The 22,178-nt window shown below is 58.7% G+C and carries 25 protein-coding genes; all 25 read left to right on the forward strand.

Annotated features, from left to right (window positions below):
• The first annotated feature begins 76 nt into the window (after positions 1-76).
• The 25 genes from QBL02_RS11600 (at position 77) to lgt (ending at position 22,175) form a co-directional block, all read left to right on the forward strand.
• Positions 77-247 (forward strand): hypothetical protein, encoded by a 171-nt coding sequence (locus QBL02_RS11600; protein ID WP_282726584.1) that lies wholly within the window; start codon positions 77-79, stop codon positions 245-247.
• 158 nt (positions 248-405) lie between these two features.
• Positions 406-1,242 carry a DUF4328 domain-containing protein gene (locus tag QBL02_RS11605; RefSeq protein WP_282726585.1) on the forward strand — a complete coding sequence of 279 codons (837 nt, stop codon included), beginning with the start codon at positions 406-408 and terminating at the stop codon, positions 1,240-1,242.
• Positions 1,243-1,557: 315 nt separating this feature from the next.
• The gene (gene rpsD / locus QBL02_RS11610; RefSeq protein WP_282726586.1) at positions 1,558-2,187 is read left to right on the forward strand and encodes a 30S ribosomal protein S4; all 630 of its coding nucleotides are present in this window, start codon (positions 1,558-1,560) and stop codon (positions 2,185-2,187) included.
• 215 nt (positions 2,188-2,402) lie between these two features.
• The gene (locus QBL02_RS11615) at positions 2,403-2,627 is read left to right on the forward strand and encodes a hypothetical protein (RefSeq protein ID WP_282726587.1); all 225 of its coding nucleotides are present in this window, start codon (positions 2,403-2,405) and stop codon (positions 2,625-2,627) included.
• Positions 2,628-2,629: 2 nt separating this feature from the next.
• A complete protein-coding gene (alaS, locus tag QBL02_RS11620) occupies positions 2,630-5,284 on the forward strand; it encodes an alanine--tRNA ligase (protein ID WP_282726588.1) in 2,655 nt (884 codons plus the stop codon).
• 2 nt (positions 5,285-5,286) lie between these two features.
• Complete coding sequence (gene ruvX / locus QBL02_RS11625) at positions 5,287-5,808, forward strand: Holliday junction resolvase RuvX (RefSeq protein ID WP_282726589.1); 522 nt, start codon at positions 5,287-5,289, stop codon at positions 5,806-5,808.
• A gap of 35 nt (positions 5,809-5,843) precedes the next feature.
• A complete protein-coding gene (gene mltG, locus QBL02_RS11630; RefSeq protein ID WP_282726590.1) occupies positions 5,844-6,950 on the forward strand; it encodes an endolytic transglycosylase MltG in 1,107 nt (368 codons plus the stop codon).
• The gene (locus QBL02_RS11635; RefSeq protein ID WP_282726591.1) at positions 6,943-7,848 is read left to right on the forward strand and encodes a shikimate dehydrogenase; all 906 of its coding nucleotides are present in this window, start codon (positions 6,943-6,945) and stop codon (positions 7,846-7,848) included. The genes mltG and QBL02_RS11635 overlap by 8 nt, the downstream gene beginning before the upstream one ends.
• 20 nt (positions 7,849-7,868) lie before the next feature.
• Positions 7,869-8,675: an NUDIX domain-containing protein gene (locus QBL02_RS11640; RefSeq protein ID WP_282726592.1), complete on the forward strand. Its 807-nt coding sequence runs from the start codon at positions 7,869-7,871 to the stop codon at positions 8,673-8,675.
• Positions 8,672-9,484, forward strand: coding sequence for an MBL fold metallo-hydrolase (locus QBL02_RS11645; RefSeq protein ID WP_282726593.1), 813 nt, complete (start codon positions 8,672-8,674; stop codon positions 9,482-9,484). The genes QBL02_RS11640 and QBL02_RS11645 overlap by 4 nt, the downstream gene beginning before the upstream one ends.
• A gap of 159 nt (positions 9,485-9,643) precedes the next feature.
• Positions 9,644-10,840 (forward strand): chorismate synthase, encoded by a 1,197-nt coding sequence (gene aroC, locus QBL02_RS11650; protein WP_282726594.1) that lies wholly within the window; start codon positions 9,644-9,646, stop codon positions 10,838-10,840.
• On the forward strand, positions 10,837-11,622 hold the full coding sequence (locus tag QBL02_RS11655) for a shikimate kinase (protein ID WP_282726595.1): 786 nt from the start codon (positions 10,837-10,839) through the stop codon (positions 11,620-11,622). Before aroC ends, QBL02_RS11655 begins: the two co-directional genes overlap by 4 nt.
• A gap of 17 nt (positions 11,623-11,639) precedes the next feature.
• Positions 11,640-12,737: a 3-dehydroquinate synthase gene (aroB, locus tag QBL02_RS11660; RefSeq protein WP_282726596.1), complete on the forward strand. Its 1,098-nt coding sequence runs from the start codon at positions 11,640-11,642 to the stop codon at positions 12,735-12,737.
• A gap of 39 nt (positions 12,738-12,776) precedes the next feature.
• Positions 12,777-13,439 carry a ribulose-phosphate 3-epimerase gene (gene rpe / locus QBL02_RS11665; protein ID WP_282726597.1) on the forward strand — a complete coding sequence of 221 codons (663 nt, stop codon included), beginning with the start codon at positions 12,777-12,779 and terminating at the stop codon, positions 13,437-13,439.
• Between the two features lie 52 nt (positions 13,440-13,491).
• Positions 13,492-13,755 (forward strand): phosphoribosyl-ATP diphosphatase, encoded by a 264-nt coding sequence (locus QBL02_RS11670; RefSeq protein WP_282726598.1) that lies wholly within the window; start codon positions 13,492-13,494, stop codon positions 13,753-13,755.
• 14 nt (positions 13,756-13,769) lie between these two features.
• Positions 13,770-14,612 (forward strand): ATP phosphoribosyltransferase, encoded by an 843-nt coding sequence (gene hisG / locus QBL02_RS11675; protein WP_282726599.1) that lies wholly within the window; start codon positions 13,770-13,772, stop codon positions 14,610-14,612.
• A gap of 14 nt (positions 14,613-14,626) precedes the next feature.
• Entirely contained in the window at positions 14,627-15,400 is a 774-nt protein-coding gene (hisF, locus tag QBL02_RS11680; protein WP_282726600.1) for an imidazole glycerol phosphate synthase subunit HisF, read from the forward strand.
• Complete coding sequence (hisI, locus tag QBL02_RS11685) at positions 15,397-15,759, forward strand: phosphoribosyl-AMP cyclohydrolase (RefSeq protein ID WP_282726602.1); 363 nt, start codon at positions 15,397-15,399, stop codon at positions 15,757-15,759. Before hisF ends, hisI begins: the two co-directional genes overlap by 4 nt.
• Before the next feature lie 24 nt (positions 15,760-15,783).
• Complete coding sequence (locus QBL02_RS11690) at positions 15,784-17,331, forward strand: anthranilate synthase component I (protein WP_282726603.1); 1,548 nt, start codon at positions 15,784-15,786, stop codon at positions 17,329-17,331.
• Positions 17,332-17,335: 4 nt separating this feature from the next.
• Complete coding sequence (locus QBL02_RS11695) at positions 17,336-17,923, forward strand: Trp biosynthesis-associated membrane protein (RefSeq protein WP_282726604.1); 588 nt, start codon at positions 17,336-17,338, stop codon at positions 17,921-17,923.
• Between the two features lie 96 nt (positions 17,924-18,019).
• A complete protein-coding gene (locus QBL02_RS11700; protein WP_282726606.1) occupies positions 18,020-18,256 on the forward strand; it encodes an HGxxPAAW family protein in 237 nt (78 codons plus the stop codon).
• Between the two features lies 1 nt (position 18,257).
• Entirely contained in the window at positions 18,258-19,031 is a 774-nt protein-coding gene (trpC, locus tag QBL02_RS11705; RefSeq protein WP_282726607.1) for an indole-3-glycerol phosphate synthase TrpC, read from the forward strand.
• 70 nt (positions 19,032-19,101) lie between these two features.
• On the forward strand, positions 19,102-20,340 hold the full coding sequence (gene trpB / locus QBL02_RS11710) for a tryptophan synthase subunit beta (RefSeq protein ID WP_282726608.1): 1,239 nt from the start codon (positions 19,102-19,104) through the stop codon (positions 20,338-20,340).
• Positions 20,337-21,122 (forward strand): tryptophan synthase subunit alpha, encoded by a 786-nt coding sequence (trpA, locus tag QBL02_RS11715; RefSeq protein ID WP_282726609.1) that lies wholly within the window; start codon positions 20,337-20,339, stop codon positions 21,120-21,122. Before trpB ends, trpA begins: the two co-directional genes overlap by 4 nt.
• A 135-nt stretch (positions 21,123-21,257) precedes the next feature.
• Complete coding sequence (lgt, locus tag QBL02_RS11720) at positions 21,258-22,175, forward strand: prolipoprotein diacylglyceryl transferase (RefSeq protein WP_282726610.1); 918 nt, start codon at positions 21,258-21,260, stop codon at positions 22,173-22,175.
• Positions 22,176-22,178 lie beyond the last annotated feature (3 nt).

A 22,178-nucleotide genomic window follows, 5' to 3' on the forward strand; every position in this document is an offset into this window, starting at 1 on the left:
TCGAGTGTGGACTGCCTTGCGGCTGTTCAAAAAGAAAGTCCTCGTCGGTGCCCAAAAACCGACCTATGCTGACCGCATGAAACACGACCTTTTTGTGGTGATCTACCTTGTGGTGATGGTGGCACTCATTATTGGTCTCGATGTGTTGTTCCTGCGTGATCATCTTTGGTGGCGACTCGCGACAAACGTCGGCATTGTTGTGGTGTTCGCTACGGTGTATCTGCTGTTCTTCCGCACCTCGAAATAGCTTGGCGCGGTTGGCTGCCACACGTCGAGAGCGATGCCTCGCGCCGAGGGGCGCGTGCGCACACACGGTACTCAGATGCCCCTCGGTTTGGGCTGTGCCCCTCGCTGCGAAGCGAGTTAGGGTGGATGCTCGGAAAGTTGTCTTCGAAAGGACAGTTCATGTCGGATTCCCTCGTTCCTCCGCCCGCCGGTTGGTACCCGGCGCCAAACGGCTCAGGAGAGCAGTGGTGGTGGGACGGGACTGCGTGGGCACAGCCGCAGCCAGCTCAGCCAGCTCAGCCAGCTCAGCCAGCTGAGCCGGAACAGCCAGTTCAGGCACAGCCTTGGCAGCAGCAGCCATCACAGCAGCCTTGGCAGCAGCAGGCTCAAGCCCGAAACACTGAGACAATCCAACGTCTCTCAATGGCAACTCAGATCCTGCTTTGGGTAAGCGCAGGCTTCTCACTCATCACGATCTTTGTAGAGTTCTTCGGCCTTTCGGTCATTAACGGGTACCTCAATGATCTTTTCTTGCCAGAGGGCAACATGGTGGGTTACGCAGGGCTCAGCAGTCTCGTGGCTATCTTGGCCGTCCTGGTACTGATTGCCACCGGCATCTGCTGGGTGATTTGGCAGTTCCAGGTTGCGCAGCAAGTCGCGGGCTTGACGCGCCGCACCCCAGGTTGGCACATTGGCTCGTGGTTTATTCCGGTAGTGAGTTTATGGTTCCCGTACCAAAATATTTCAGATCTTTGGAAGGCGGTTCGCCGCCCCCAGCCCTCATGGCAGATCGCCTGGTGGTTGCTCTGGCTCGGCGGAGGCATTGTTTCGCAGATTTCGTCGCGTATCGTGATGGATTCCTACACCGTCGAAAGCTGGCGCGCGGCTATGTACTCGAGTATTGGGGCTGAGGTGCTGACTCTCGCTGCGGTTCCGTTTGCTTGTTTGATTTTGCGAGGGATCACCGATGGCTTGCGCAACCTTCCTGCTTACGCGGTGCCCGCTGCTCGTCACTAAGGCAAACAACACACCTGCCCGAGCAGATGCAGATATGAGCATCTGGCACCCGCATTCGTGGTAAGGTTTTCTTTGGCCAACATGTCGTTTCGTTGCAGGCTGCACACGAAACGATCATGGCAGTCGCCCTGTAGCCGGGTTTCTGCAATGGTCGTTCCCTTACCGGAACACGGTTCCTCACCGAGTTTCGGTGCGCCGGGTCGCGTGCGCTGTGAAATATCAGTGCGGATTCGGTATGACCGAGAGAACATCGGGAATGCGGCGTGAAAGCGCTGGGATCCCGAAGTAACAACAGAAATCCCGAAAGGACTACAAGTGTCGAAGACTACTCGCACTCGTGCCAAGGTTCGCCAGTCGCGCGCCCTGGGCATTGCACTGACCCCAAAGGCAGCTCGCTTCATGGAGAAGCGCCCGTACGGCCCAGGCCAGCACGGACGCACCAAGCGTAAGAGCGACAGCGACTACGCTGTTCGTCTGCGTGAGAAGCAGCGTCTCCGCGCTCAGTACGGCATCCGCGAGAAGCAGCTTGTTATTGCGTTCAAGGAAGCTCGTCGTCAGGACGGCCTGACCGGTGAGAACCTGGTTGAGCTTCTCGAGATGCGCCTCGACGCACTCGTTCTGCGTGCTGGCTTTGCTCGCACCACCGCACAGGCTCGTCAGATGGTTGTGCACCGCCACATCCTCGTTGATGGCAAGATCGTTGACCGCCCATCGTTCCGCGTAAAGCCGGGACAGCTGGTTCACGTCAAGGAAAAGTCGGAAGGCACCGAGCCTTTCCAGGTTGCAGCAGCCGGCGGTCACGCCGAGGTTCTGCCTCCAGTTCCTGGCTACCTCGAGGTAGAGCTCGACAAGCTGCAGGCTCGCCTGCTGCGTCGTCCAAAGCGCGCAGAGGTTCCAGTGACCTGTGACGTTCAGCTTGTGGTCGAGTACTACGCAGCTCGCTAAACGAGCTGCTTAGTACTCCATGAGTACAGCGTTTTCGGCGGCCGCGCTGGCGGCGGCCGTCTACGCAGCTCGCTAAGTAATTAGCTTTTACGGGAGCGTCGGATCCGGTTTTCGGATCCGACGCTCCTTTGTGTTTCCCGGCAGATGCCCGAGAGTTCGACCCAGGGCATAGTGGTGTCGATAGAATCGGTAGGTCTAGAGAACTGGAGATCAGCATGCGCAGATTGTCATGGCTCGTTGTCGGGGTTGCCCTCGGCTTCGTGGGCGCGCACTTCGTGAATCAGACGCCAAGCGGGCGTCGGTTTTTTGACCAGGTGAATCGCGGAGCGCGTGAGTTTAGCGATGCCCTCGCCGAGGGATACCGCGAAGCAGATGAAGAATTTACGGACGCGCTGAACGACGTTGAGCGCCGTCTGGCCAAGTTGGAGGCAAAGAACTAAGCATGCAGACCGCAGAGATCCGCCAGCGCTGGCTCGACTTTTTCGAGCAGCGTGGCCATACGGTCGTGCCTTCGGCATCGCTGGTGAGCGATGACCCGAGCCTGATGTTCACGGTTGCAGGGATGGTGCCATTTGTGCCATACCTGTCTGGCCTGGTGCCCGCGCCGTATGATCGCGCGACCAGTGTGCAGAAGTGCATTCGCACTAACGACATCGAGGAAGTCGGCAAGACCCCACGTCACGGCACATTTTTCCAAATGTGTGGCAACTTCTCGTTCGGCGACTACTTCAAGGAGGGAGCGATCCGCTTCGCCTGGGAGCTGTTGACCGGTGCGGAAGATGCTGGTGGTCTCGGCTTTGAAGCGAAGGATCTCTGGGTCACTGTCTACGAAGACGACGACGAGGCGTTTGATCTTTGGCGTAATATCGCTGGCCTGCCTGAAGAGCGGATCCAGCGTCTCGGCAAAGACACCAATTATTGGTCGACAGGCCAGCCCGGACCTGCGGGACCGTGCAGTGAGATTTTTTTTGATCGTGGTCCTGCTTACGGTATTGATGGCGGCCCGGCTACAGATGACGATCGTTATGTCGAAATCTGGAACCTCGTTTTTATGCAGTACCAGATCACCAATGTGAAATCGAAGGTTGATTTTGACATTGTGGGGCCACTGCCGAAGCAAAATATCGACACCGGTATGGGACTTGAGCGTATTGCTTTCATTAAGCAGGGCGTCGAGAACATGTACGAGATCGATCAGGTTCGGCCCGTGCTTGATGCGGCAGCTGCTCTAGCTGGAAAAACTTACGGCGAAAACGAAGAGGACGATGTTCGACTTCGTGTGATCGCTGACCACGTGCGTAGCGGTCTCATGTTGATCGCAGACGGGGTCACGCCCTCAAACGAGGGTCGCGGTTATATTCTTCGCCGTCTGCTTCGTCGTGTGGTGCGCTCGATGCGCCTACTCGGTGTTGAAGGCGCAACCTTTGAAACCCTGTTCCCAGCGTCACGTGATGCGATGAAGTCGGCGTATCCAGAAGTTGAGAGCGGCTTCGACTTCATCTCGCGTGCTGCATACGCTGAAGAAAAGACCTTCTTGCGCACCCTGAATTCGGGTACGCAGATTCTTGATAGCGCGGTTGACGCGGCCAAGGGCAGCGGATCGGAGCTGCCGGGCGACACCGCGTTTTTGCTGCATGACACCTATGGCTTCCCAATCGAGCTCACTCTTGAGGTCGCAGAAGAGGCAGGTATTAGCGTCGACCGTGAGAAGTTCACGAGTCTGATGCAGGAGCAGCGCGATCGTGCGAAAGCGGATGCGAAAGCGAAGAAGGGTCAGCGTGCTGATCTTTCGATCTACAAGGAACTGCGTGGACTCGGCGAAACCAACTTTGTTGGTTACAACGAGCTTGTGCATGAGAGCCGTGTGCTCGGCATCGTTGTTGATGGGCAACCCGCCCCTGCAGCCAGCGAGGGTCAAATCGCCGAGCTAGTTCTTTCTGAGACTAGCCTGTGGGCGGAGTCAGGCGGTCAGGACAGCGATCAGGGTCTCATCGTCGGCGACGGCTTTGAATCTGAGGTGCTTGACGTGCAGAAGCCGGTCCCCGGCCTCATCGTGCACACCGTGAGGGTGACCGTTGGCACTGTCGCCGTTGACGCACGTGCTGAAACTCGTGTTGATGCTGACTACCGCCGGGGAGCCACGCAGGCTCACTCGGCGACGCACATTGTGCATGCTGCCCTGCGCGACGTGCTCGGCCCGAACGCACACCAGGCCGGTTCGTACAACAAGGCTGGCTATATGCGTCTCGACTTCACTCACAGTGAAGCGCTGAGCACCGAAACCAAGAGCGAGATCGAAGAGATCGCGAACCTGGCTGTGCGCAGCGACTACGAGGTGGTCACTCGTGAGATGGCGCTCGACGAAGCGAAAGAGCTCGGCGCTATGGCCCTCTTTGGTGAGAAGTATGGCGACCGCGTGCGGGTGGTTGACATCGGTGGCCCTTGGTCACGCGAGCTTTGCGCCGGTACCCACGTTTCGAGCTCTGCCGAGGTTGGCATGATCAGCCTGGTTGGTGAAAGCTCGGTGGGTAGCACCAATCGCCGTGTTGAGTCGCTCGTTGGTATTGAGGCGTTCCGCAATTTTGCGGCGGAACGTGCGATTGTGCAGCAGCTCACCAGCGGCTTGAAGGTGCCTCGCCTTGAACTGGTTGATCGCGTCAACGATTTGGCTGCTCAGCTGAAAGCTGCTGAGAAGAAGATCGCGCAGCTTGAGGCCGCGAAGCTGGGGGAGCGTATTCCTGAGCTTGCGGCTGGCGCTCTGCAAATCGGCGCATTCAAGGTGGTGCTGGCTTCGCTCGGCACGATCGGCTCGGCTGATGATCTGCGTGGTCTGGTACAGCAACTGCGCGAGCGACTGGCTGCCGAACCGGCTGTCGTGGTGCTCGCCGGAGAAGCGGGCGGTAAGCCTGTTGTTATCGCTGCTACCACTCCAGCTGCTCGTGAAATTGGGGCGAAGGCTGGCGCGCTGGCCAAGCTTGGCGCTCAGGTGCTCGGCGGCGGTGGCGGCGGCAAGGACGACCTTGCTCAAGGCGGCGGTACCGATCCAGCGAAAATTAGCGACGCATTGGCTGAGATTCGTCGCAGCCTAGAGGCGTAAGCGTGCGTTCTGGTGTTCGGATCGGCATCGATGTGGGCAAGGCCCGCATCGGTGTCGCCCGCACCGATTTGCACGGCATGCTGGCAACTCCAGTCGAGACGGTTGCTCGTGATACGGCAGGCAGCGTCGATATCGCTCGAATTCTCTCGATTGCCGAAGAAATCTCAGCTGTTGAATTTGTGGTGGGGTTGCCGCTCAATATGAGTGGCAACCGAACTCCTTCAACTGAGGATGCCGAAGAATTTGCGCAGCGGATCGCTACCGCCGTATCGACTTCACCTGCTTTTTCGGCAGATGTTGAAGTGCGTCTGATTGATGAGCGTCTTTCGACCGTTTCAGCGCACGGTCAATTGCGGCAGGCAGGCAAGAAGACGAAACAAACCAAACAGATCATCGATCAGGCTGCAGCAGTCATCATCTTGCAGCAGGCGTTGGACATGGAGCGGGCTCGTGGAGCTGCGCCGGGTACGGTGGTAGCACCGCTTGCCAGTTCCACTGATTCGGCAACCACTCCCGATAGTTAACGAAGTATGACTCAGACACAGAAAGTCAATGAAATATGACTCATCAGGCACGTCCCGAAAAAAAGTCAAAAAAACGACTGATTATTGTGCTGAGTTCAGTGCTGGTTGCTCTGCTGGTGCTTGGCGGCACTGGCGCTATTGTCTGGGCGAACTTTGGTGAGCGTATTTCGCTCGCCCTTGGTTGGACCACCAACGATTTTGAGGGTCAGGGCCGCGACGAGGTTATCGTCACGATCCGAAGCGGCGATATCGGCGAAGACGTTGCGCAAACCCTTGAGGACGCTGGTGTAGTGAAAACCTCGCAGGCTTTTTACCAGCTACTCCTTGAGCAGAAGGAGCCGGTTGAATTTCAGGTTGGTTCGTACCAACTGAAACTTGAAATGAGTTCGCAGGCCGCACTTGATGCGTTGCAGGACGAGGCAAATCGGGTGGAACTCTCTGTCGTGCTGCCAGAAGGCATCTCTGCGCAAGACGCATTTGAGCGTGCTGCAAAGGTGACCGGCCTGCCACTGAGCGACTTTGAGGAGGCTGCGAAGGATCCAAGTAAGTTTGGTGTTCCGCAGAACTTCCCTTCGATTGAGGGCTTCCTGTTCCCGGCAACCTATATCTTCGAGCCAGATGACACTGCTGAGAGCATTATTCAGACCATGGTCGACCGCATGTGGCAGGCGCTCGATGAGCACGGTGTGCCCGAGTCGGACGTCCTGCGTGTCGTGACTTTGGCCTCGATTGTGCAGAAGGAAGCCGGAAGCACCGAAGACATGCCAAAGATTTCGCGGGTGTTCCTGAACCGTATTGATGTTGGCATGAACCTGCAATCTGACGCAACGGTTTCGTATGGCACTGGCAACCCTGACAACACTGTCTGGACCTCCGACGCCGAGCGTGAAGACGCGAGCAACAAGTACAACACCTACGCGAACCCAGGTCTGCCGATCGGCCCAATCGGCTTGCCCGGAGACGCCGCCATCGATGCAGCGATGAACCCTGCTGACGGTGCTTGGATCTTCTTCACCGCAGTGAACCTGGAAAGCGGAGAGACCGCATTCGCCGATGATGAAGCAGGACACCAGGCAAACGTCGCAAGACTGCACGAGTGGTGCTCGGCGCATGAGAGTTCCGGTGGCAAATACTGTGACTGATCCTCGCATTCAGTTGCCAAGCGCCGCACAGTTGGCGGTGCTTGGCTCACCAATTGCGCATTCGCAGTCGCCGGCGATTCATACCGCGGCCTATCGGACTCTCGGACTTGCCTGGCAATACGGTCGGCACGAGCTGCAGTCAGCAGATCTTGCCTCTTTTCTCGCCGAGCGCGACGAACATTGGCGGGGACTGTCGCTCACCATGCCGCTCAAGGAAGAAGCGCACCGCCTTGCGACGGTGCTCGATCCGATTGCGAGCGAGAGCGGAGTAGTAAACACACTGTTTCGGGTGACGGGTGCTGGCGACAGCGCTGCGTGGGCCGGTTTTAACACCGACGTTGGCGGTTTGGCTGCAGCCATTGCCCGTGAGAACTTCGATGCCTCGCACACCCTTGTATTTGGCGCAGGTGCGACCGCTGTCTCTGCGGTGCTTGCCGCTCGAAGCCTTGGCGCAGAACGCGTCACAGTGTTCGCTCGCAGACTTGAAACTGCGGTGGATCTGGCCCAGCATTTTGACGGAACCCAGCAGCCTGGCAGCGAAGCTGTGCGGGTCGAGGCCGCAGAACTCTATCTCGATGATGCGCTATCGCGAGCAGCTCAGCGCGAAACGTTTGTTGACGCCAGCCTCGTGATTTCAACGCTCCCGGGTGGAAGCGTTGACTGGGATCGCGTCGCAACTCTTGGTCTCGCCGACACTTTTGATGTGTCATATAACCCTTGGCCCTCCGAACTCGCCACACGCACTGAAGCTCTTCGCAAACGGGTGGCGGCAGGCACCGGCATGCTGGTGGAGCAAGCGCTCTTGCAGATACGAATCTTTATGAATGGCGATCCGGCGTTGCCACTAGAAAACGAGACCGCTGTGCTGGCCGCAATGCGCGACGCGGTTGTCGCGTAACTGAGAACAAACGAGTCGACATGCTTACCCCCGCTCCGGAGAGCTTTCGAGAGAAATTGCACACGACTGGTGCCCCGGCAACACCAAAGCCAGCCGCAACGATAGTGCTGTTGCGCGAGGGCGCAGACGGTCTCGAAGCCTTTCTCATGCGACGGCAGACCAGCATGGCGTTTGCCGCGGGCATGTATGTGTTCCCTGGCGGCGGCGTACACAAGGCAGACCGAGAAGAGCTGCCCTGGATCGGTCCAGACTCAGCGTGGTTTGCCGAGCGATTTCATTCGAGCGTGGAAGTTGCGCACGAAATGGTTGTGGCGGCTGCGCGCGAGACGTTCGAAGAAACGGGGGTGTTGCTCGCTGGGCCTGACGCTCACTCGGTCGTTAGCGATACCGGGGTCTATCACGAGGCTCGCGCGGCGCTGGAGCGGCACGAATTTACATTTGCAGAGTTCTTGCACGCCGAGCAGTTGATGCTTCGTGCAGACCTGCTGGCACCGTGGGCTCACTGGATCACTCCGGCGTTTGAACCTCGCCGCTTTGACACCTGCTTTTTTGTGGCTTTGGTGCCCGAAGGTCAGCAAATTGAGTCGGTGAGCGGCGAAGCCGACAGATCTGAGTGGGTTTCCTTACGCGAAGCACTGCGGCGAGTCGAGGCCCGAGAAGCGATGATGATGCCGCCCACCAAAGTGGTCTGCGCAGAACTACTCGAAGAACGGGTTGATTCGCTTGCTGCGGCTGCAGCTGCGCGCACGATCCGTACGATTCAACCAAGACTGCGCGAAATTGACGGCAAACTGTGGCTTGATACCGGAGAGGATCCAGCGTCTTGAAAGATGAGCACCTGAGCAACGTCACCGAGCGAGCACTTTTGGTGCGCGCCGACAATCCGAGTGTGATGACCCTCGACGGCACAAACACTTGGTTACTTCGTGAACCAGGTTCAAGCAGCGTAGTGGTGCTTGATCCAGGCCCGCTTGACGAGGATCACCTGGCCCGCTTGATTGAAGTCGCGGGGCGCGATGGCGGCCATATAGATTTGGTGCTCTACTCGCACTGGCACCCCGACCATACCGATTCGATCGACCGCTTTTTTGAACTCACCGGGGCTCCGGCCCGGGCGCTCGACTCAACCTGGTGCCGCAATGCTGAGCCGCTAACAGCGGGTGAAGTGCTGAGCGTTGGTGGCCTTGAGATTGAAGTGATGGCAACACCCGGCCACACAATGGATTCGATTTGTCTGGTGCTGACGGCAGAGCAGAGCTTGCTCAGCGCCGACACGATCTTGGGCACCGGCACGACAGTGGTGGCGCACCCCGATGGCGCGCTCGGCCCTTATCTAGATTCACTTGCAGCGATTCGGCAGCGGATCGTGGCAGGCGATGTGCGTCACATTCTGCCGGGGCATGGCCCGTCTATTTCCGATCCACTCACCGTTGTTGACGGCTATCTTGCACATCGGGCGAGCCGACTTGAGCAGGTTCGGGCCGCGCTCGAAGCGGGAGACACCACTGCGATGCAGGTGGTCGAACGGGTGTATGCCGAGGTAGATCGTTCGGTGTGGTTTGCAGCTGAGATGAGCGTGCGCGCGCAGATGGACTACCTTGCAGGTCGGTCCGACGCGGCGAGTATGGAAGTATAGAGGCTATGAGGTGCATATCGTCTTGTGCCGGGAGACAGCTTGTCTCAAGGAATAGTCGATAGTCGCACAACACTTGATGCGTCGGCACGCACCGTCGACGCTTGGCGAATTTGACCATTCGAAGACGCCAGACACCCCTTTGCTCGGAAGAAGGATGCCATGTTGCGCTGGCTAACCGCCGGAGAATCTCACGGCCCAGAACTCATCGCTGTACTTGAAGGTATGCCTGCCGGCGTGCCGCTTTCACTCGACCTCGTTCGTGAAGATCTCGCGCGGCGAAAGCTCGGTTACGGCCGTGGCTCGCGTATGAAGTTTGAGCAAGATGAGCTCAACTTTTCGGGTGGTGTGGTGCAAGGACGCACCATTGGCGGCCCAATTGCGCTGCGGATCGGCAACACAGAGTGGCCAAAGTGGGTTGAGGTGATGAACCCGGAGGCGACCGAACTGAGCGAGCGCTCGCGTGGGCGAGGTGCCGCGCTGACCCGCCCTCGCCCAGGTCACGCCGACCTTGCTGGCATGCAAAAGTACGGCTTTGACGAGGCACGGCCCGTGCTTGAGCGCGCGAGCGCCCGCGAGACCGCAGCGCGTGTTGCTCTTGGAGCGGTGGCGCGAGCGTTCCTCGGCGAGCTTGGCATTCGGCTGGTGAGCCATACACTTTCGATCGGCCCGGTTGAGGTGCCTCGTGGCTCTGCGTTGCCTCGCCCCGAAGACGTTGATCAACTTGACGCTGATCCGCTGCGGTGCTTTGACGCCGAAACCAGCGCTCGCATGGTCGAAGAAGTCGAAGACACTAAGAAGTCGGGCGACACCATCGGTGGTGTCGTGGAAGTGCTTGCTTATGGTTTGCCACCCGGGCTCGGCTCGTACGTACACTGGGACCGCCGCCTAGATTCGCGCCTTGCTGGTGCGCTGATGGGAATTCAGGCGATTAAGGCCGTTGAAGTTGGCGACGGCTTTGAAACTACGAAGCGCCGCGGTTCAGAGGCCCACGACGAACTGCACTTGCGTGACGGCCGTATTGAGCGTGATACCGATCGCGCCGGTGGTATCGAGGGCGGCATGACCACTGGCCAGGTGCTGCGTGTTCGCGCAGGCATGAAGCCAATCGCTACTGTGCCGAACGCGCTCAAGACTATTGATGTCGCTACTGGCGAAGAGTCGAAAGCTCACCACCAGCGCAGCGATGTTTCGGCGGTTCCCGCTGCCGGTGTGGTTGCCGAGGCAATGGTTGCGCTGATTTTGGCCGACGCAGTGACTGAGAAGTTTGGTGGCGATAGCGTTGCCGAAACCAAGCGCAATATGGAGAGCTACTTGGCAGCCATTCCCGAGGTGCTGCAGACCGCTATCGAGTCGTGATCGAAGACCCCGCAGCATCGCACCCGGTGCCATCGCCACCGAGGCACCCGCTGACCCAGCCGGTGCCAATTGTGGAGACCCCTGCGCCAAAACGTGCGAAGCGTCGCAGACGTCGGGGCCGGGGGCGCGGTCGTTTGCCCGAGAGAACCATCGTGTTTGTTGGACCGATGGCGGCAGGCAAAACCAGTCTTGGTCGTAAGGTTGCAAAAGATCTTGGCGTGAAGTTTGTTGATAGTGATGCGGTGTTTCAGTCGAGGCACGGCGTCATTACCGACTTTTTTGAGAAGCACGGTGAGGCAGAGTTTCGGCGTATCGAGGCTGAGATTATTGCTGAACAGCTGGCTCAGCCGGGCTTGCGAATTCTGGCGCTCGGCGGGGGAGCAGTGCTCACAGACTCAACCAGAGCCTTGCTTCGTGACTACCCGGTGATCCTGTTGATGACTACTCAGGCTGCCGTGTTGAAGACCGCAAATCTGTCGCGCCGTCCATTGCTTCGTGACGACCCAGCAGCCTGGGGGCGAATTCTCGAAGCCCGTAAGCCTCTCTACGAAGAGGTTTCTGACATTACTTTCCGCACCGACCGTGCGACCAAAGAGCAGCTCAGTCGTCGCGTCATCGAGTGGGCAAAAGCCCGAGGTCGCCGTGACGCGCGCAAAGCTGCCGCAGAAGCACAGGTCGCCGTAGAAGCACAGGCCGCCGTAGAAGCACAGGCCACTGCAGAGGCTCAGGTCGCTGCAGAAGCAACGCCGAGCAGCCAAGATTTCACTCAAGAAGCCAACTAGAAACGAGAGTGCAGACGATGAGCGTTTCCGAACCATCCGCGGCGATCACCGAGATTCGGGTTACTGGTGAAAGCGAGTATCCGATCTACGTTGGCCGTGGGCTGACCGGAAAAGTTGCCGAGGCCCTCGGTGATCGGGTGAACAAGGTACTAATTGTGCACACCCCAACCGTCGGACGTGTCGCTGAAGAGCTTCGCCTCGAACTGCAGTCGAAGTTCGGGCAGGTGCTGCTAGCAGAGGTGCCTGACGCCGAAGACGCCAAACGTATCGAGGTGGCGGCATTCTGCTGGCAGATCATGGGCCAGTCGGACTTCACGCGTACCGACGCCGTTATCGGGCTTGGTGGCGGTGCTGTTACTGATCTCGCTGGTTTTGTTGCAGCTACTTGGTTGCGCGGGGTGCGCCTGATCCAGGTGCCAACCTCGGTGCTCGGTATGGTCGACGCTTCGGTGGGTGGCAAGACTGGCATCAATACCTCGGAGGGCAAGAATCTGGTGGGCTGCTTCTATGCACCACACGCGGTGATCTGTGATCTTGCGATGCTCGACACCCTGCCAAAGAACGAGATTCTTGCCGGTTTTGCTGAGGTCGCGAAGTGCGGCTTTATTGCCGAGCCGGAGATTCTTGACACGATTGAGGCAAACGTCGAGGTCGCTACCGATCCGCAGAGTGCCGAGTTCCGTCGCCTGGTCGAGCTTGCGATCGGAGTCAAGGCTCGGGTGGTGAGCGAAGACTTCCGCGAGGGCGGGCTGCGCGAGATTCTCAACTATGGTCATACTCTCGGCCATGCGATCGAGCACGCTGAGCGATACCAGTGGCGTCACGGCGTCGCCATCTCGATTGGCATGGTTTATGCGGCCGAGCTCGCCCGTATGGCAGGGCATCTTTCAGATGCTGCGGTGGATCGGCACCGTCGTGTGCTCAGTTTGCTCGGGTTGCCGCTGGCCTACCCTGCTGGCCGCTGGCCAGGTCTGCTTGCGACCATGCAACGCGATAAGAAGGCGCGTGCTGGCATGCTCCGATTTATTGTGCTTGACGACATTGCAAAGCCCCGAGTCCTTGCCGGTGCCGATGAGTCAATGCTGCAATTCGCGTACCAAGAGATCGCCAACTAGGGCGCATCGAGACAACCACGAATCGAATAGGCTAACAACGTGACCGCAGCGCGTATTAATCCGAGCATTCTTTCCGCAGATTTTGTGAATCTTCAGGCCGAGCTTGCAGCCATTGCCAGCGCCGATCTGGTGCATGTTGACGTGATGGACAATCATTTCGTGCCGAATCTGACGATGGGGCCACCGATTGTCGAACGTATTCAGGCTGTCTCACCGGTGCCGCTTGATATGCACCTCATGATTTCTGATGCCGATCGTTGGGCTCCCGGCTATGCCGAGCTCGGCGCTTATTCAGTGACCTTCCACGCCGAAGCGACTGAAGATCCGGTAAAACTTGCTCGGCGTATTCGTGAGATTGGTGCTCGCGCCGGTATCGCATTGAAGCCGGGCACCGATCCTGAGCCATATCTTGAGCTCTTGCCTGAGTTCGATCAGGTGCTCGTGATGACGGTTGAACCGGGTTTTGGTGGCCAGAAGTTTATGCACGACATGATGCCGAAGCTTCGACGTTTCGCCGATGCGAAGGCAGCTAGCGGGCTAGACGTTTGGCTGCAGGTTGACGGCGGAATCACCGTCGACACCATTGCTATTGCCGCCGAGGCTGGTGCTGATACATTCGTTGCCGGTTCTGCGGTCTATGGGGGAGTTCCTGAGGATCGTATTGCCGATCTTCGCCGTGCAGTGGCGAATCATTCGCACTGATCTCACCCGAGTGTTCGATTCCCCCTGAAGAAACCCGATACGATTGGTCAACGTGAAGACATTTGACGAACTGTTCGCTGAACTGAGCGAAAAAGCTCAGCTGCGACCCGAAGGTAGTGACACCGTGGCGCGTCTGGACGCCGGCGTCCATTCCATCGGCAAGAAGATCGTCGAGGAGGCTGCCGAAGTTTGGATGGCAGCCGAGCATGAGAGCGACGAAGCCTGCGCCGAAGAGATTAGCCAGCTGCTCTACCATTTGCAGGTGCTCATGCTCGCCAAGGGCCTCACTCTTCAAGACGTTTACCGATACCTCTAGAAAAGGATCTTCACATGCTGCGCGTAGCAGTTCCAAACAAAGGTTCACTGTCCGAGATCGCCGCAGAAATGCTCGCAGAGGCTGGGTATAGCGGCCGCCGCGATAGCCGAAAGCTCGTTCACCGTGATGTACGCAACGACATCGAGTTCTTTTACCTGCGCCCCCGCGATATTGCCACCTATGTAGGCTCGGGCGCGCTCGACGTAGGTATCACCGGTCGAGATCTGCTGCTTGACTCCGGTTCTGAAGCACGTGAAATCGCGCATCTTGACTTCGGCGATTCAACTTTCCGTTTTGCGGCTCCGGTTGCTGCCGGTTTCACCGACCTTTCTCAGCTCGAAGGCAAGCGTGTTGCCACCAGCTATCCAAAACTGGTTGATGACTTCTTGCGTGAGCGCGGCGTCACCGCGATCACGGTGAAGCTTGATGGTGCTGTTGAGTCTGCCGTGCAACTTGGCGTGGCAGATGCCGTGGCAGACGTGGTGTCGACAGGTGCCACCCTTGCGAGCGCTGGCCTTGAGATTTTTGGCCCGGTGATCCTCGAATCGACAGCTGTGCTGATCGGCGGACCAAAGCAACACGAGGGCATTGCGCGATTGCTCCGTCGACTGCGCGGAGTGCTGGTGGCTCGCAAGTTTGTCATGGTTGAATACGACCTCGAAGAGTCGCTGCTTGCCGAAGCAATCGCTGTCGCTGGCGGTATTGAATCACCTACCGTGTCGCCGCTACGCGACAACGGCTGGGTCGCGGTTCGTGTCATGATTCCCTCAGACGAGGCCAACGAAGTCATGGATAAGCTCGCTGACATTGGAGCGCGCGCGATCCTTGTCACCGCAATCCACGCCGCAAGGCTCTAGCAGAGGGGGCAATCATGTCTCTTGCCGTTCGAGTAATTCCCTGCCTAGACGTGGCTGCTGGCCGTGTGGTCAAGGGTGTCAACTTTCTCAATCTGCGCGATGCAGGTGATCCTGTCGAGCTTGCCGCTCGTTACGCTGAGCAAGGTGCAGACGAGCTGACTTTTCTCGATGTCACCGCTACCGTTGACGACCGCAGCACAACGTACGATGTTGTGCGACGCACAGCTGAGCAGGTGTTCATTCCGCTCACCGTTGGTGGCGGCGTGCGCAGCGATGAAGACGTTGCTCGGCTGCTCGGTGTTGGTGCAGACAAGATCGGCGTGAATAGCGCGGCGATTGCACGCCCAGAATTGATCGGCGAAATTGCTGATCGTTTCGGCTCGCAGGTTATTGTGCTCTCGCTAGACGTGAAGCGTAGCGATCGTATGCCGAGCGGTTTTGTTGTGACCACACACGGTGGGCGCCGGGAGAGCGACCTTGACGCGCTTGAGTGGTGCCGTGAGGTTGTCGAGCGGGGCGCAGGCGAACTGCTGGTAAACAGCATGGATGCCGACGGCACTCTTGCGGGCTTCGATCTTGAGCTCACAAGTAAGGTGCGCGAACTCGCTTCAGTTCCCGTGATTGCTTCAGGCGGTGCAGGCAAACTCGAGCACTTCGCGCCAGCCATTGACGCCGGTGCTGATGCGGTACTCGCGGCCTCGGTATTCCACGACGGCACCTTCACAGTTGGCCAGGTGAAACAGGCCATCGCCGACGCCGGGCACGTCGTAAGGGGGACATCGCTATGAGCGGCGCAGGAGATCCGACACTTGACTCTCTTGTCTTTAACGCTGACGGCTTGCTGCCAGCCATTATTCAGGACGACGAGAACGGCGACGTGTTGATGCTCGCGTGGATGGACCGCGAAGCGATCCATCGCACCCTGACCACCGGCCGCGTGACTTTCTGGTCGCGCTCTCGCCAGGAATACTGGCGAAAAGGCGATACCTCGGGCCACACCCAGTACGTGCGTTCCGTAGCAATGGACTGCGATGCCGACACGCTTTTGGTGCGCGTCGTGCAAATTGGTGCGGCCTGTCACACTGGCGAGCGCAGCTGTTTTGATGGCCGGGGCATGGAAGCGGTGCAGGGCACCGTCGAACGCTAAGCCGGAGACCGCTAGAGTTGAACGGTGAGCCTCACCACAACGCGCGCCGCCTTTGAAGCTGCCCGACAGACCCACACCGTCATTCCGGTATGCCGAGAGGTGTTTGCCGACGCAGACACGCCAGTAAGTATCTACCGAAAAGTAGCAGCGAGCCGCCCAGGCACGTTCCTGCTTGAGAGTGCCGAGCAGGGCGGGGTATGGACCCGTTTCAGTTTTGTCGGCGCAGGTAGTTTTGGCGTGCTGACCGAGCGAAACGGACAGGCCTTTTGGTCAGCTGATCCTGCGCGAGGTATTGACCAGGAACGCTTACTGCCAGGGGGAGTTGACTCTCTTGCGCCAGCCGAAGCGCTTCGGGCGGTCTATGAACGCTGGCGGCAACAGCCGATGCCAGATCTGCCGCCGCTCGCGAGCGGTTTTGTGGGTTACCTCGGCTGGGAGACTGTTCGCCAATTTGAACGCCTGGGAGACGGCCCGGAAGACGGCCCCGGTCTGCCAAGCCAAGGGCTGAGCTTTGTGAGTGAACTTGTGGTTATCGACCACCGCGAGGGCAGTGTGGTGTTGCTAGCAAATGTGCTCAGCGACGATGCTGCTGCCGATGGCGATTCACTGTGGTCGGATGCTCAGGCGCGGCTTGACGAGTTGCAACGCTCGCTCGCAGCTCCGGTTGCTTCACCGCTTGGCACGCTGGATCGTGCTCTGTTGCCCGAGCCGAGCAGACTGACGGCAGAGGCCGACTATCTGGCCGGTGTTGAACGCAGCAAGAAGTACATCGTTGACGGCGATATCTTCCAGGTCGTGCTATCACAGCGTTTTGATCAGGTGTGCACTGCCGATCCGCTTGACGTTTATCGTGTGCTTCGTCACTTGAATCCGAGCCCGTACCTGTATCTTCTGCAGCTTGAAGATGCCGAGGGCAAGCCGTTCTCTGTGGTCGGTTCAAGCCCCGAAGCGTTGGTCACGGTGCAAGAAAGCGGCCACGTCATGACGCATCCGATTGCGGGTAGCAGGCCCCGCGGTGCGACGGTTGATGAGGACCAGCAGCACGAACGCGAACTGCTTGCCGATGAGAAGGAACGGGCCGAGCATCTGATGCTGGTCGATTTGGCTCGAAACGACCTGCTTCGTGTGTGCGAGCCGTCGAGTGTTGAAGTGACCGAGTTCATGCGTATCGAGCGTTTCAGCCACATCATGCATATTGTCTCGACAGTCGAGGGTGTGCTCCGTAAAGACGAGAACCCCGTCGATGCGCTTCGTGCTACCTTCCCTGCTGGCACGCTCAGTGGTGCGCCAAAGCCTCGTGCATTGCAGATTATTGACGAGCTTGAACCGGTGAAGCGTGGCGTATACGGCGGCGTTGTGGGCTATTTCGGCCTCGGCGGCGCCGCTGACCTTGCGATTGCTATTCGTACGGCGACAATTCGCGATGGCATTGCCATGGTGCAGGCAGGTGGCGGCATAGTTGCCGACTCAGTGCCAGAGCTTGAAGATCAAGAATCACGGAACAAGGCAGCGGCCCCGCTTCGCGCGGTGGCTATCGCCAATTCGCTTAGCGAACTGAAGCTCGAAGGATAACCTCATGCGTAGCAAGCTGTTGTTGCTCACCGGTGTCGCCCTTGCCGGGGGGATTGCGCTGTATGCGGCAACGCAGATCTGGGTCGCTGTGTCGCTTGTGGTCGGTTCGGCGGCAACGGACACTCTCGGTGTGACCGGGCAGCAGGTGAATCAGTCACTTTCGCCAGTCGCAATTGCAGTGCTCGCGGCCGCTCTTGCGCTGACTATCGCTGGCAAGGTGTTCCGCCGGATTCTTGGCGTGCTCATTATGCTGCTTGGAGTTGGGATCGCCGCGATCGCTTTTGGCGCACTGAGCGAACCCGAGGCGGCTATTGCTGGTCGACTCGCAGAGGCCACGGGTATCGAGGGTGCCGCTCAGATGGGCATGATCGCTGACATCTCAACCACTTTTGTTGTGGTTCTTACGGCAATCGCGGGTGTACTGCTCGTTCTTCTCGGGGTGCTCGTGCTGGTGTTCGCTGGGCGCTGGAAGGCGGCTGGACGCAAGTACGAATCTGAATCATCTCGTAGCGCCCGCAATAACGACGACCCCGATCGAATTGACGATTGGGAGACCCAAAACGACGGCTTCGATCCTTCCGACGATCGATAGACCTAGAACATTCCCTGCCGACCCGCGCGAGAATTCGCAGGGAACGTACAGCAGGCGATAGACTTCCCTAAGAACTGTCCGCTTTCAAGGAGATTCATGAGCAACAATCCAACTGATCCCGGTCACGGCGATTCGCCAGCTGCATGGACGGCAGTGATCGTCATGCTGATTGGCTTCGCGATTGGCACGGCTGCGTTCAGCATGAGCCTCGTTTGGCTCGTCTGGGCTGGCGTTGGCGTCATGGTCGTAGGCGCGCTGCTCGGCTGGATCCTGGCCAAGGCAGGCTACGGCGTCAAGGGCCCGAAGTACACCCCAAAGCCTGGCGCTCACTAAAGTGCTAGATCAGCTGCTCGCCGGGTCGCTCGACGACGCGCGCGCGAGAAGGCAGTTTCGCCCCACCCACGAGGTTGAAGCTGACGCTCTCGCGCGTCCGGCGGCGCTCGATGCTCTCGAGTTTCTTTCCCCGGCAGATCACATCAAAGTGATCGCCGAGGTGAAGCGGGCTAGCCCATCACGCGGCGATCTCGCCGAGATTCCTGAGCCGCAGGCGCTGGCAGCTCAATACGAGGCAGGCGGGGCGAGCGTGGTGAGCGTGCTCACTGAGCAGCGCAAGTTTAAGGGATCACTCGATGATCTTGAGGCTGTGCGCAAGGCCGTGAGTATCCCGGTGCTTCGCAAAGACTTTATCGGTGAAGAGTACCAAGTGCTCGAAGCCCGCGCTTCAGGCGCCGACCTGGTGCTACTGATTGTTGCCGCGCTTCCGCAGGCCACATTGCAGCGCCTCTACACCTTCATTCGCGAACTGGGTATGACCCCTCTCGTTGAGGCGCACAGTGCAGAAGAGGTCGCGCGCGCCGTTGACCTCGGCTCTCAGCTGATCGGTGTGAACGCTCGTGATCTTTCAACCTTTGAACTCGACCGCGAGCTCTTTGGTCGAGTAGCTGATCAGATTCCGGCTGGTGTAATTCGAGTCGCTGAGTCTGCGGTGCTTGATGTCTCAGACGTTGAGCGTTATCGCGAAGCTGGCGCCGACGCGGTTTTGGTCGGTGAAGCGCTAGTGACCGGGGGCGACCCGGTTGCAAATCTGCAAAGCTTTCTGAGCGTATGAGCCTGTCAAGCCCGGGGGATTCCCCGGGCTTGATCCATGTTCATGCGCGTCTACCAAGATGGAAACTGAAATGACTGACATCCAGGGATCGCAGGGGATCACCTCGCTGCGCGATCAACACGGTCCATTCTTCGGCGACTACGGCGGGCGCTTCATGCCTGAATCGCTGATCGCCGCAATCGACGAGCTCACCCTCGCCTATGACGAGGCGAAAGCTGATCCAGCGTTCCATGCAGAACTTCTTGAACTGCTGAACTCATATGCCGGGCGGCCTTCACCGATTACCGAAGTGCCTCGCTTCGCTGAGCACGCTGGTGGCGCGCGAATCTTTCTGAAGCGCGAAGACCTGAACCACACCGGTTCGCACAAGATTAACAATGTGCTTGGCCAGGCCTTGCTCACGAAGCGCCTTGGCAAGACACGCGTGATCGCTGAAACGGGCGCGGGCCAGCACGGCGTTGCGACCGCAACCGCGGCGGCGCTTTTTGGTCTTGAGTGCACCATTTACATGGGCGAGGTAGACACTGAGCGCCAGGCGCTCAACGTGGCGCGTATGCGTCTGCTTGGTGCTGAGGTTATTCCGGTTACCGCTGGATCACGCACGCTGAAGGACGCCATCAACGAGGCGTATCGCGATTGGGTGTCGAGTGTTGAGCGCACCAACTACATCTTCGGCACAGCGGCTGGACCGCACCCGTTCCCTGCGATGGTTCGTGATTTTCAGAAAGTGATCTCTGAAGAAGCACGCGCACAGCTGCTTGAAAAGCTCGGACGCTTGCCTGACGCCATTGTTGCCTGCGTCGGTGGCGGCTCAAACGCCATCGGCATGTTTGATGCGTTCCTTGATGATGAGGGCGTGAAGATTTACGGCGTAGAAGCGGCCGGTGATGGTGTTGATACCGATCGTCACGCTGCCTCGATTGAGCGAGGGCGTCCGGGCGTTTTGCACGGTTCACGCACCTATGTGCTGCAAGACGAAGATGGTCAGACGATTGAGTCACACTCGATTTCGGCGGGTCTTGATTACCCGGGGGTTGGCCCTGAGCATTCTTGGCTTGCCGACATTGGCCGCGCAGAGTACATTCCGGCGACTGATGACGAGGCTATGCAGGCACTGCGTTTGTTGAGCCAAACCGAGGGAATTATTCCAGCGATCGAATCTGCGCACGCTCTGGCCGGCGCATTGCGCATTGCTCGTGAGCTCGGTCCGGATGGGGTTGTCGCAGTGAGCCTTTCGGGTCGCGGTGATAAAGACATGGAAACCGCTGCGCGCTACTTCGGTCTGATCGATCAGGAGGCAGGCAAATGAGCTCACAGGTATCAGCAGCCATTCGCGCCGCACAGTCAGAACGCAAAGGCGCGCTCGTAGGCTACTTGCCGGTAGGTTTTCCGGACCTTGACACCAGTGTTGAGGCGGCGATCGCGATGGCCAAAAACGGCGTCGACGTGCTTGAGTTTGGTGTGCCGTACAGTGACCCCGTAATGGACGGAATGGTCATTCAGGAGGCCACCCAGCACGCGCTGCAGAACGGCTTCAAGCTTCGTGACCTTTTCGAAGCTGTGCGTCGGGTGCGCGAGGCTGTAGACACTCCGGTTTTGGTGATGACCTATTTCAACCCGGTGATGCAGTACGGTGTTGACCGTTTTGCTGCCGACCTTGCCGCTGCCGGCGGAGCAGGGTTGATTACGCCGGACATTACGCCTGAGGCCGCAGACGAGTGGATTGCGGCGAGCAAGAAGCACAATCTTGATCGGGTCTTCCTGGCTGCGCCGACCAGCAGCGATGAGCGTCTCCGTATGATTGCCGAACTCGGTACCGGTTTTGTTTACACCGTCTCAACGATGGGTATTACGGGGGAGCGGGCATCTCTCGATGCTGCCGCACGCACGCTCACAGAGCGCCTGCGGTCGGCGGGCACCGATCTCGCCTGTGTCGGCATCGGCATCTCGACTGCCGAGCACGTCGCCGCAACTCTCGAGTATGCAGACGGTGCAATTGTTGGCACCGTATTTGTGCGAGCACTCCGCGACGGGGGAGTTGCCGGCCTCACCGCGGCGGTGAAAGCACTCGCTGCCGGAACTCGCGGCTGATCCGCAGAGCATTCTGTTGCGGTCGAACGATAAGCTTGAATTAGTGCGCGTGCCTAGCGGTGCGAGCGAGGTGACACCCTCAACCCGGTGTCAGATGTATTTCTGAAAGTGCAGTCCATGGTTTTTCCTCTTCCAATGAGTATTCCTAGCCCCGATGCGCAGTTCCTCGCGCTCGGTCCGGTCACGATCTACTACTACGCGCTGTGCATTCTGCTCGGAATTCTCGTCGCAGCTGCATGGACCGGTAACCGGCTCACCGCGCGCGGTGGCGAGAAGGGTGCCGTGCTTGACTTCACCGTCTGGGCTGTTGTGCTCGGTATCGTCGGAGCCCGCGCCTACCACGTTGTCACGCACTGGGGTTACTACTTCAATTCGGGCCGTCAGTGGTGGAACTTCATGGAGAAGGACGCCATCTGGAATATTTGGGATGGTGGCATCGCAATCTTTGGCGCGCTGATCGGCGGCGGTATCGGTGTGCTGATCGCCTCGCGGATCACTGGCATTCGGTTCTGGTCATTCGCTGATGCGCTGGTTCCTGGTCTTTTGATCGCTCAGGCCTTCGGCCGTCTTGGCAACTGGTTCAACCATGAGCTTTTCGGTGGCCCAACCACACTTCCTTGGGGCCTTGAGATTGCTGCGAACAACCCAGCTTTCCCGGTTGGCTTGCAGGCTGGCACGCTGTTCCACCCAACGTTCCTCTACGAAATTCTCTGGAACCTCCTTGGCATTGTGGTGCTGCTCTGGATCGAGCGCAAGATGCGTCCACGCTGGGGTACCTTCTTCGGTATGTACCTGATCTGGTATGGCGTTGGCCGCTTCTTCATCGAGGGTATGCGTCTCGATCCAAGCTTTATCTTCCTGGGTCTGCGTAGCAACCAGCTGACCGCGCTGGTAGCGGTACTGATCGGTATCGCAGTGATCATCGTGCAGCGTCGTCGACATGTCGGCCTTGAGCCAAGCGTGTACCTGCCTGGCCGCACACACCCGGCTGATGCCCACGAACGTCTTACGGCAAATCCTGACGAGTACTACCACGTACTAGAAAAGAAGTAATTC

The organism is Leucobacter sp. UT-8R-CII-1-4 (assembly GCF_030010235.1).
Lineage (GTDB): Bacteria > Actinomycetota > Actinomycetes > Actinomycetales > Microbacteriaceae > Leucobacter.